At 47.3% G+C, this 11,444-nt stretch carries 9 protein-coding genes; 6 read left to right on the top strand and 3 right to left on the bottom strand.

The features are described 5' to 3' along the window. Positions 1 to 166 precede the first annotated feature (166 nt). Both gap and ABW391_RS26755 read left to right on the top strand, forming a co-directional pair. Entirely contained in the window at positions 167 to 1,153 is a 987-nt protein-coding gene (gap, locus tag ABW391_RS26760; protein WP_353484977.1) for a type I glyceraldehyde-3-phosphate dehydrogenase, read from the top strand. Between the two features lie 72 nt (positions 1,154 to 1,225). Continuing rightward, positions 1,226 to 2,434 carry a phosphoglycerate kinase gene (locus ABW391_RS26755; protein ID WP_353484976.1) on the top strand — a complete coding sequence of 403 codons (1,209 nt, stop codon included), beginning with the start codon at positions 1,226 to 1,228 and terminating at the stop codon, positions 2,432 to 2,434. 92 nt (positions 2,435 to 2,526) lie between these two features. Here ABW391_RS26755 and ABW391_RS26750 read toward each other — a convergent pair whose 3' ends face one another. Beyond that, positions 2,527 to 3,000 carry a hypothetical protein gene (locus tag ABW391_RS26750; RefSeq protein ID WP_353484975.1) on the bottom strand — a complete coding sequence of 158 codons (474 nt, stop codon included), beginning with the start codon at positions 2,998 to 3,000 and terminating at the stop codon, positions 2,527 to 2,529. Positions 3,001 to 3,151: 151 nt separating this feature from the next. Between ABW391_RS26750 and ABW391_RS26745 the strand changes: the two genes are divergently transcribed. The 3 genes from ABW391_RS26745 to ABW391_RS26735 all read left to right on the top strand — a co-directional run bounded on the left by ABW391_RS26745 (position 3,152) and on the right by ABW391_RS26735 (position 7,581). Beyond that, positions 3,152 to 4,255 carry a glycosyltransferase family 2 protein gene (locus ABW391_RS26745; RefSeq protein WP_353484974.1) on the top strand — a complete coding sequence of 368 codons (1,104 nt, stop codon included), beginning with the start codon at positions 3,152 to 3,154 and terminating at the stop codon, positions 4,253 to 4,255. A gap of 37 nt (positions 4,256 to 4,292) precedes the next feature. Next, on the top strand, positions 4,293 to 5,438 hold the full coding sequence (locus tag ABW391_RS26740) for a hypothetical protein (RefSeq protein ID WP_353484973.1): 1,146 nt from the start codon (positions 4,293 to 4,295) through the stop codon (positions 5,436 to 5,438). A 100-nt stretch (positions 5,439 to 5,538) separates the two neighbouring features. Beyond that, on the top strand, positions 5,539 to 7,581 hold the full coding sequence (locus tag ABW391_RS26735; protein WP_353484972.1) for an OPT family oligopeptide transporter: 2,043 nt from the start codon (positions 5,539 to 5,541) through the stop codon (positions 7,579 to 7,581). Positions 7,582 to 7,680: 99 nt separating this feature from the next. On the opposite strand, the gene ABW391_RS26730 is transcribed toward ABW391_RS26735, so the two are convergent. After that, entirely contained in the window at positions 7,681 to 10,074 is a 2,394-nt protein-coding gene (locus tag ABW391_RS26730; RefSeq protein ID WP_353484971.1) for a glycoside hydrolase family 95 protein, read from the bottom strand. A gap of 196 nt (positions 10,075 to 10,270) precedes the next feature. Here ABW391_RS26730 and ABW391_RS26725 point away from each other — a divergent pair, with 196 nt between their 5' ends. Next, positions 10,271 to 10,708 carry a CBS domain-containing protein gene (locus ABW391_RS26725; RefSeq protein WP_353484970.1) on the top strand — a complete coding sequence of 146 codons (438 nt, stop codon included), beginning with the start codon at positions 10,271 to 10,273 and terminating at the stop codon, positions 10,706 to 10,708. 90 nt (positions 10,709 to 10,798) lie between these two features. Here ABW391_RS26725 and ABW391_RS26720 read toward each other — a convergent pair whose 3' ends face one another. After that, the gene (locus tag ABW391_RS26720) at positions 10,799 to 11,326 is read right to left on the bottom strand and encodes a YceI family protein (RefSeq protein WP_353484969.1); all 528 of its coding nucleotides are present in this window, start codon (positions 11,324 to 11,326) and stop codon (positions 10,799 to 10,801) included. Between the last annotated feature and the right edge of the window lie 118 nt (positions 11,327 to 11,444).

Raw genomic sequence — 11,444 nt, 5'->3', positions numbered from 1 at the left:
ACGGTTCATTTCAAGTGAGCTTCCTATTCAAAAGCCTCTAAAAAAATCGGGAAGTTATTTTTTGCGTCATACCTAAAGCCCTTACCAATCTATACCAAGCTGAACAAGCGCAAATGAGTGTTCACTATACACCAACTATTACTCATCAAATCAAACACATCCACCAATGGCAAAGAGAATTGCTATCAACGGATTTGGACGCATCGGTAGAATTACCCTGCGCAACCTCCTGAAGATGAACGACGTAGAAGTCGTTGCTATCAATGACCTCACTGACAATCCAACCTTGGCACACTTGTTCAAGTACGACTCTGCACAAGGCAAGTTCGATGGAACAGTGACGGCTGATGATAAATACATCCACATCAATGGAAAGGCAATTCTTGCCTTGGCCGAGAGAGACCCCAATAAATTGCCTTGGGGCGATCTGAACATCGATGTAGTGATTGAATCTACAGGTCGTTTTACAACCAAAGAAGAAGCTGGCCAGCACCTTAACGCTGGAGCCAAGAAAGTGGTGATCTCTGCTCCTGCTAAAGGAGACCTGCCAACCATCGTATTGGGGGTTAACCAGGAGAAGATCAGCGCAGATGAGCACATTTACTCCAACGCGTCTTGTACCACCAACTGCCTTGCGCCGATGGTAAAGGTATTGGACGATTTGTTGGGCATCGAAAAGGGCTTCATGACCACCATTCACGCCTACACCGCTGATCAGCGTTTGCAGGATGCCCCTCACTCTGACTTGCGTCGTGCTCGTGCTGCTGCGGTTTCCATCGTGCCAACCAGCACTGGTGCTGCTTCTGCAGTTGGTTTGGTATTGCCACACCTGAAAGGCAAATTGAATGGCAACGCCATGCGCGTACCTACCATTACTGGTTCTGTAACAGACTTTTCTGCAGTAGTGACCAAAACGGCGACGGTAGAAGAAATCAACGCTGCGTTTAAAGCTGCTTCTGAAGGTTATCTGAATGGAATCCTGGAATATTGTATAGATCCTATCGTTTCTGCTGATATCGTAGGCAACCCTCACTCTTGTATCTTCGACATGGACATGACCATGGTTAACGGAAACCTGGTGAAAGTGGTGGGCTGGTACGACAACGAAGCTGGTTACTCGGCTCGTTTGGCAGATTTGGCTACCCGTATTTAAGTTTTTTGGGTTTTAGGGTTTGGTAAGTAGATACTGAACCCTAAACCCTTAAACCCCTAAAACCAAAATCAAATGCAACACATCAACTTCTCCAATAAACGCGCATTGGTGCGGGTGGATTTCAACGTTCCCCTGGACAAAAAGACCTTTGCGATTACGGATGATACCCGCATCCGGGCAGCAATCCCAACCATCAAGTACATTCTCGAGCATGGTGGATCTGCTATCTTGATGTCTCACCTGGGACGCCCCGATGAAAAGCTACTTCCCGATGGCTCCATCGATGTTGAACGTTTCACGATGAAACATACCGTCGCCCATACTGCCGAGTTGTTGGGTGTACCTGTCGCATTTTGCGAAGAATTTGTAGGCCCCAAAGCAGCAGCCATGACGGCAGCACTGCAGCCCGGACAAGTACTGATTTTGGAAAATACCCGCTTTTTGAAAGGCGAGGGAAAAGGGGACGTAGCACTGGCCAAAGAATTGGCAACATATGGAGACGTATACGTCAACGATGCCTTTGGATCTGCCCACCGTGCGCATGCTTCTACCACCACAGTAGCCCAGTTTTTTACCCCAGAAAACAAAGGTTTTGGCTTTTTGATGAAAGCCGAATTGGAAAGTGCCGACCGCATCCTCAACAACCCAGAGCACCCGCTTACTGCCATCATTGGCGGTGCAAAAGTGTCGGATAAAATTCTGTTGTTGGACCGCATGTTGGACTACGTCGACAACCTGATCATTGGTGGAGGCATGGCTTATACTTTTATGAAAGCACAGGGTGGCCAAATTGGCAACTCTCTTTGTGAAGATGACCGCCTCGAATTAGCCAACCAGTTGATTGCTAAAGCTGCGGCTAAAGGGGTGAAATTATTGCTTCCTGAAGATTCTTTGGTAGCCGATGCTTTCAGCAACGACGCCAATCGCAAGGTAGCGGCCAGCAATGCCATCGAACCAGGTTGGATGGGCTTGGACATTGGCGAAAAGGCTTGTGCCTTGTTCAGTGCAACCATTCTGGAATCAAAAACACTGTTGTGGAATGGCCCAATGGGCGTTTTCGAATTCGAAAACTTTGCAACAGGCACCAAAACCATCGCAGAAACAGTAGCCAAGGCAACTGCCAATGGTGCATTCTCTTTGGTTGGTGGTGGTGATTCTGTCGCGGCAGTAAACCAAATGGGACTTGCCGATCAGGTTAGCTATGTATCTACAGGTGGCGGCGCAATGCTCGAACTGCTGGAAGGCAAAGAGCTTCCAGGGGTAAAAGCCATCAACGAATAGATTTCGGTTGAAAAAAATATAAAATTGAGGCTGGTTTTACCAGTCTCGGTTTGCCGCAAAGCTTGTTCCAAATGAAAGGGGCAAGCTTTTTTTTATTCCAAAATCACCCGCAGTGCATAAACGGATATCCCTGCACAAACGACCATAGGTATACTGAACAACAAAATATTGATTCGACTGGGATTCACGCCTACGATGCGGAGCAAAATGCACAGACAAGGCAAAGCGACAACGCATGTTCTAAATTTGTACCACCCCTCGGTACTCATTCCCTGAATTTGGTAGGCGACTCCCTCTGTATCAAGCACAGCATACAATAGCCATGCGGCTACCAAAACTGAGATAATACCAATAGCTGTTTGGACTTTAGGCGGGAATGACGGAATATTTAAAACCATTATCATTGCAATCGGCGGAATAGAAAAAAAAATATACAGCTCAGAAAATTTTTGGGCGACGACAAAAGCGCCAATGGTTGCGCAAAGTAGTACAAAAATGAAGGATAGATTTGAGGGGGTAACCTGGACTCCTCGAGCCGCAGTTGCATTTTTGAATAGGAAGTTCATACACGTTCATTTAGGGTATTACAAAGTTACATTTTTATCCTTACCTTAGCAGTATAAATTAATAATTTAAGTTATGCTTAATTGGGTCTTTTGGTCAAATGTATGCTTGGTGCTTTATACTTATATAGGGTATGGATTAATCTTGTATGTTTTGAGAAAACTCTATCCGAGTAAAGAGTTAACCAAAGTTAATGAATTACCAGCAGTTACGCTACTGGTTGCTGCATTCAATGAAGAAGATTGGATTGAAGAAAAAATCCGCAACGGATTTGAGTTAGAGTATCCTCAAGGCAAACTCCATTTTTTGTTGGTAACCGATGGTTCCAACGACGCTACCACGCAAAAAGCACGAGACTATCCTATTCCAGAAGGTGCTCATTTTCAGGTGCTTCATGAGCCAGAACGCCGGGGGAAACTGGCTGCTGTAGAGCGAGTCATGCCTTTGGTAGAGACGCCCATCGTGGTGTTTACCGATGCCAATACCACCCTGAATGCGCAGGCTATGCTCAATTTGGTCAAGCATTATGCCGACCTCAAAACGGGTGCAGTGGCGGGCGAAAAACGCATCAATACCGCCAGCAAAGACGAAGCAAGCAGTGCCGGAGAGGGTATTTACTGGCGCTACGAGAGCCTGCTCAAGCGTTGGGACGGAGAATTGTATTCCGCAGTAGGAGCCGCCGGAGAACTGTTTTCGATTCGCACCGAACTGTACGAAAACATTCCCAAAGATACCTTGATCGAAGATTTTTACCTAACAATGACCGTCCTGCGCAAAGGCTACCGCATTGCCTACGCTGCCGATGCCTACGCGGTAGAGAATTCTTCAGCTTCAGTGGCTGAAGAGCTCAAGCGTAAAATCCGCATCTCAGCAGGTGGCTTGCAAGCTTCCTGGCGTTTGCGGGATCTGCTCAATCCGTTTCAGTACGGCATATTCAGTTGGCAGTTTTTTTCGCATAAAGTATTGCGTTGGACTTTGGCACCTTTGGCCTTGCCCATTATTCTGCTGAGCAACTCGGCACTGGCTTTGGGGGGCAGTCTCTTGTATCAGGTAATTTTTGGTCTGCAAATCATTTTTTACCTCCTGGCGGGATTGGGCTGGATTTTTGAACGCCGCCAACTCAAGATCAAAGCCTTCTTTATTCCTTACTACTTCTGCGTGATGAATTATTCGGTGTTTTTGGGCTTCTTGCGCTTGATCAAAGGGCGACAAACTGTACTTTGGGAAAAAGCTGAACGCAAAAAAAATATGGCGTAACCGAATTATGGCGTAACCGAATCAGAAAAACAATTGCATGAGATCCATCGCGCTCGTTGAACTGCAAGAACACCAGGAAGTCTTGTTCGGTTTGATCGACCTATTGCGCATGCAATCCGTTGAAATAAAAGTCTTTGCACCTGCTTATATGCTGGAGCCTTGGCCTGTGGACTGGATGACGGATTCCAAATTAAAACGCTATCCCAAATTTCCTAAGGAATCCATTCCTGTTTTCATCACCCGCCACAAGCGTGAGGTTGACACGTGTGAGGTTTTGATTTTCACCACTTTGGTTTCCAATTTCGCCTTTTTTGCCCAACAGCGCTTTCTTCCCAAAACGATTTTGTTGATCCACAAGGGAAATTTCTTTTTTGCCAGATCAAAAAGCCTTCAAATTCGCAGTTTCAAAGATGGCTTGCGCTGGATTCGTTCGGTTTGGCTTCGCGAAGGGTATTTTCAGCGCAAAATGCTGCACAATTTTTACGGCTGCGCTTTTCTTGACCCGCTGATAACCGAATTTATGCAGCCATATTTGCCTGCAAAACTAAGTACAATTGACCTGCCATCTGTTTATTACTCCTCTGTCTCACCTCCTTTGAATGTAACGATACAGATTGTCGTCCCAGGAACCGTCTCTGCTTTAACCCGTGATTTTAATATGCTGTTTGCAGCATTAAAGCTCGTGGATGGAAAGTTAAAGCAACCCATTGAGTTGATCTTTTTGGGGAACGCAGGTACTTCACGTGCCAGGGGCTTGTTCCAATTGATGGGCCAACGTACATTTAAACAGGTTCACATTCAAACCTTTGAAAACAGTATTGATGAAGCCACCTATACCGCGCAACTCCAGCTGGCCGATTTTTTGATTCTTCCCTTGAAAGCCTCGATCCAGTTTGGTATTTACCAGGAGTGGTACGGCAAAACCACGATTAGTGGCGGAATCAATGACCTGTTGCGGTTTGGAAAGCCTACCTTGCTGCCCAATTTTTATCCCTTACATCCCGCTTTAAATCAGCTTACGCAACGTTACCAGAATGCCGATGAATTGGCGCAATTATTGCTTGAATGGGTAAATGAACAAGCCTACCTTCCCATTGCCGAAAGAGCTTCCACCGAGCTTGAGCCTTTCTCTAAGGAAAACACCAGTAAACGCTTGATGGAAATACTTAAGCGATTGCTTTAATTTTATTGTAAAATGATATTATCTTTTCCCCTGAAATTGCCAAATACCATTTGGTGACATATGTTAACTGGTTAAACACCTTTGTCCTAACCACTCATTCATGGAAAACCACAAACAAGATCAATTTCGGCCTTATATTCCGGCTGAAGTGACCAACGTCAAAGAATTTACCGTTCGTGCCATCGTGCTGGGGGCAGTTTTCGGTATTATTTTTGGTGCTGCCACGGTATACCTGGCCCTAAAAGCTGGACTTACCGTTTCTGCTTCCATTCCCATTGCGGTATTGGCCATTTCATTGGGGCGTCGCTTTTTGGGGACGACCATTCTCGAAAACAACATCATCCAGACTACCGGATCTGCGGGCGAATCTATTGCAGCTGGGGTTGTTTTTACCATTCCTGCCTTTCTGTTTTTGTCTGACCCTGCGGTGGGAGATCAATATTTCAAGTACTCCACCATCTTTACCCTCGCCGTTTTTGGAGGAGTGTTGGGTACGCTGATGATGATCCCGCTCAGGCGCTCGTTGATCGTCAAGGAGCACAAGAACCTGCCGTATCCAGAAGGAACTGCCTGCGCATCAGTTTTGATTGCAGGAGAAAAAGGCGGAGATTTTGCCAAAACGGCCTATCAAGGGCTTGGTGTGGCCTTTGTTTATGCGCTTTTGCAAAAAGTATTCCATGTCATAGCCGAAGCCCCAACCTGGGTGACCAAGGCTACGCACAAGTACTTTCCTGGCGCAACCGTAAACGGAGAAATCACCCCGGAATACCTGGGCGTAGGGTACATCATTGGACCCAAAATTGCAGGCGTACTGGTGGCTGGTGGGGTTTTGGCCTGGCTTGGCCTGATTCCGTTGCTTGCTACTTTAGTTCCTACCGAAATCATTGCTACCCAATTGATCAAATTGGGCTATCTGGCCGATTTGGCAACGGCTGGCGGCCCTGGAAATTGGGATCCGGCTACCCAATCCTTTGGCAACATCGCTGCTGCCATTTACCGGGCATATGTGCGCCAGATTGGAGCAGGTGCAGTGGCAGCGGGTGGATTCATCACCTTGCTCAAAACCATCCCAACCATAGCCGCTTCTTTCAGCGAGAGCATCGATTCTTTCAAAAATCGGTCTAAAAATGAAAGCCGGGCGCGTACAGAGCAAGATTTGTCCATCCTGGTGGTGGGCATCGGCAGTTTGGCACTGGTGATTTTGATGCTGGTATTGCCCCAAATTCCTGGCGATTCCTTCGGTGGAAAACTGCTCATCGGAATGCTGGTGATCGTATTTGGGTTCTTTTTCGTTACGGTTTCCAGTCGGATCGTAGGATTGATTGGCACGAGTTCCAACCCTGTATCAGGCATGACCATCGCAACTTTGATGGGGACTGCGCTGATTTTCATCGGTTTTGGCATGACGGGCAAAACTTTTGAACCCATGGTATTGGTGGTTGGCAGCATGATTTGTATTGCAGCAGCCAACGCGGGGGCAACCTCTCAAGACCTGAAAACGGGTTACATCATTGGGGCAACGCCTAAATACCAGCAAATTGCCTTGTTTGTAGGCGCCATTGTTTCTTCGATCGCCATCGGGGCAACTTTGCAGATTCTGGATACACCTTCCAAAGAACAACTTGCCCAAGGCATTCAACACGCTATTGGTAGCGATAAGTACCCAGCCCCTCAAGGAACGCTGATGGCTACCTTGATCAAAGGCTTATTGAGTTTTAACCTGGATTGGCAGTTCGTTTTGGTCGGCGCGTTTTTGGCCATCACCGTCGAATTGTGTGGCGTGAAGTCGCTCTCTTTCGCGGTAGGAGCTTACTTGCCATTATCAACTACTTTGCCGATCTGGATCGGAGGCATTATTCGTGGGGTAGCCGACAATGCAGCCAAGAAAAAAGGCAAAGCAGTAGAAGAAGAAGACTTGAGCAAAGGTAATTTATTTGCTACTGGTTTGGTGGCAGGCGGCGCCTTGATGGGCGTTATCGTGGCCATCTTATCGGTCAATGAAAACATTGCCAATGCAATAGCTCAGGTGAACCTGGAAGAGGCCATTACCGGCGCCATTGGCGGTGCAGGATACCAGGGATTGGGCGTGTTTTTCTTTGCAGTAATGGGTTTGATATTGTACCGGATTTCGAGGAAAGATTGATTTAATCTCCACTTGAATATCGGAAATTCGCGCAGATTTGACCCCCCATTTTTCTGGTCAGATCTGCGCGAATTTTTTCAGTAAGATTTAGGCTATTCTTTAGAACGCTAGACTTTTGCGCTCTCCTTTTTTTAGATTCAATGTCTGGGCTTTTCCAGCATAGCTAACTTTGGTGCTGCCACCTTTTGGTGAAAAGACTTCTACTTTGTTCAGCTTTCCTTCGCTCCAACTCAAATTCAATACAAAACCACCGCGAGCGCATACTCCGCGTACTTCCCCATTTGCCCAGGCATCGGGTAGGGCTGGCAAAAGGGTGATCTCGCCGCCTTGTGATTGTACGAGCATTTCCAATACCGCCGCAGTTCCGCCGAAGTTTCCATCAATTTGGAAAGGAGGGTGGGCATCCATCAGATTGGGATAAGCGCCGCCGCCGCCATTGTAGCGGGTATCGGGTGTTGGGCTCACGTAACGCATTAATTCGCGGTACATCTTGTAGGTGCGGTTGCCGTCGCGCAGGCGCGCCCAAAGATTGGTACGCCAGCCTTTGGACCATCCGGTGGTTTCATCCCCTTTGACTTCCAGGGTTTGTTTACAGGCTTTGGCCAATTCCGGCGTTTGATCCACACTGATGTGGTGGCCAGGATAAAGTCCAAAAAGGTGCGATTGGTGACGGTGCTTGGGGTCTTCATCTGCCCAGTCGTAGTACCACTCCTGGAGGTGTCCCGCTTTGCCAATTTGATAAGGGTACAATTTGGCCAAGGCCTGTTCCATTTTTTGGCGGAAGTCAGCGTCTTGGTCAACGACTTTGCTTGCAGCAATGGTTTGCAGGAAAAGCTCCCGAATCATGGCCAGGTCAGCAGTGCCGCCATATAAGGTTGCGCCGTGGTAACCCTTTGGGGTGATGAAGATGTTTTCGGGCGAGGTAGAAGGTGAGGTCACCAGATTGCCTCGACCATCGTCAACCAACACATCTAGACAAAATTGCGCAGCACCTTTCATCAAGCCATAGCCATAGTTTTTGAGCCAGACGGTGTCTCGGGTGTAGTCAAAATGCTCCCAGAGGTGAGTAGCCAACCAGGCACCGCCCATGTTCCAGTTGGCCCAACTGGGTGACCCTTTGCCAAAATCACCCACCGGATTGCTCATGGCCCAAAGGTCGGTATTGTGGGCAGCGCACCAGCCACCAGCGTTGTAGAAGGTTTTGGCAGTGACCGCGCCCGTTTTGGCCAAGTTGCCCAGGAAGGACAACAAAGGCTGGTGCAGATCTGAGAGGTTACAAGATTCTGCTGGCCAGTAATTCATCTCGGTGTTGATGTTGATGGTGTAGTTGCTGCTCCAGGGTGGCCGCAATTGTGCATTCCAGATGCCCTGCAAATTGGCGGGTATTCCAGCAGTGCGGGAGCTGGCAATGAGCAAATAGCGACCAAAGTTGAAATACAGCAATTCCAGGTCAGGATCTTTCGCGCCTTCGGCAAAACGCTTGAGCCGTTCGTCGGTGGGTAGGGTAGCGTTGCTGCTGCGGCCTGCCAAACGGAACTCCAAGCGATTGTAAAAACTTTGGTGGTCTTTGACATGGGTCGCTTTCAAGGTTGGGTAGCTGATTTTTTCGGCTTTTTGCAGCCATTCGCTGGCCAGTGCCAGTTCGTTTTTGCCATTCGTGGCCGGATTTTGATCAAATCCGTTGAAGCTGGTGGCCATCGATATCAGAATGATCGCTTCACGACCACCTTGTACTCCAATTGTGGTGTCGGTTCGTACAATTTTACCGTCTGCTTTGATGATTTTGATCAAAGTAGAAAAGCGCATACCGATTTGATCGTCGTATACTACGGCATTGGGCATATTGCCTCGGTAACTGGGTTCTGCATGAGAGGGGGCGCGGCCACTTATCTTCAGTACATTGGCTTCCGTTTTGACCTGGTTTCGCAAGAGGCTATTGAACCGCAGGTTAAAGCTCAATTTGCCCGCCTGACTGGCGCTCAAACGAATCACCATCACCTGCTGAGGATTGGAAGTGAAATATTCCCGGGCATAGCTTACGCCAGCTTGTTGGTAACTGGTAGTAGATACAGCAGTACTCAAATCAAGTTGTCTGCGGTAATTGTTGGCGCTTTCACCGTGCCCCATGTCGATGTACATCGTACCCAGAGGGGCATAGGATTCCGAAAATTTGCCTTGCAATTTTTGATTGAGGCTATCGGCCAGGCGGTAGTTTTCATTGCGCAGTGCCTCGCGTATGGCCGGTAGGTTCTTATAGGCTTCAGGGTTCATGTTAGGGTTCACCGGGCCGCCAGCCCATAAACTGGTCTCGTTGAGGAAAATTTTGTCGGATTTGATGCTGCCGTGCACCGTGGCACCAATCCGGCCATTGCCAAGCACCAAGGCCTCTTCAAACAAATTGGCGGGTTGAGCATAGTACATGTTGTGGTCGGGAGCTTGTGCCCAAATCAGTCCCTGACTCAAAGTTAGGAGCAAAAAAAGCAGTTTCTTCATGTCAATTGGAATTTGCGATCTGTTGATGGTAGAATGTAAATGTAAGATGCACAAATATTGCTTAAAGCCTTGTGGGCGACTTGCAAAATAAATTCAAAAAAAATTATCTCTTGATTTAGTAAATGCCCTTTTCTCTTGTCTAAAAAAGGGCTATTATTGGATGAAATACGCCACGGCACCTCAAATTAACCTTAACATGAAAGTACAACAGATTTTGGATCAGAAACTCAAAAATGAAATCCTCTCCGTTTCGCCGGATACGATGGTATTTCACGCGCTTGAGGAACTGGAAAAGCACAATATCGGTGCATTGCTGGTGATGGAAGGAGATAAATTGGTTGGAATTTTTTCAGAAAGGGATTATGCCCGCCGGGGTATTCTAAAAGGCCGACCATCCAAGGAGTCGATGGTCAAAGACTTGATGACTTCACCCGTGATAACGGTATCTCCTCAGACCCGGATTGAAGAATGCCTAACGCTGATGACTGAAAAACACTTCAGGCACCTGCCCGTAGTGGTCGGCGAGCAGGTAAAGGGTATGATTTCTTCCTCCGACATTTTCAGGGCCATCCTGACCCAATACCAAAACCTGGTCTCATCGCTGGAAGGATACATTGCCGGAAGACCAATGTGACGGAGTTATGAGTTATGAATTATGAGCTGCACACAATTCTACCTAGCTGTGTAAGATTGTGTGCCATAACTCATAACTCATAACTCATAACTAGTTCTTCGTCATTTGTATGTCCAGCTCCAGTTTCACTTCGTCGCTTACTACTACGCCACCTGCCTCGGTTACGGCGTTCCAGCTCAAGCCAAATTCTGCACGGCTGATGCTGCCTTTGATGTCAAAACCAGCTTTGGTGTTGCCATAAAAATCGCCCATGGTGCCGTGGTATTCCACATCTAAAATCACTGGCTTGGTGATGTCCCGAATGGTCAGGTCACCGTGCAGTTTGAAGGTTTTGTCACCAGTTGTTTCCACGCCTGTGGATACAAAAGTCAATTTTGGGAATTCTTCTGAAGCAAAAAACTCAGCCGATTTCAGGTGGCCATCACGCTGTTCGAGACCCGTTGAAATAGAAGCCGTATCCGCAGAAAAGCTAACTTTTGCATCCGCAAAGTTATTGCCTTCGTCGCCTTCAAGGCTTGCTTCGAATGTGCCAAAATTGCCTTTCACCGTTGAAATCATCAAGTGACGAACTTTGAAAGTGATCTCTGAGTGTGTTGGATCGATAGTCCAGGTTGCCATATGCTTTTCGTTTTAAGGGTTGCGAAATTGAATGATGCAAAGATAACGTTGTAAAGACAATTAATGTTTATACATTGATTTAAATTTTTGTAAACTTTTTTTCTGTCTTACCTTTGAA

It is taken from the genome of Haliscomenobacter sp. (genome assembly GCF_040403615.1).
Lineage (GTDB): Bacteria > Bacteroidota > Bacteroidia > Chitinophagales > Saprospiraceae > Haliscomenobacter.
The sequence above is the reverse complement of the archived record's forward strand: the minus strand, read 5'-3'. Positions and strand labels throughout refer to the sequence as shown.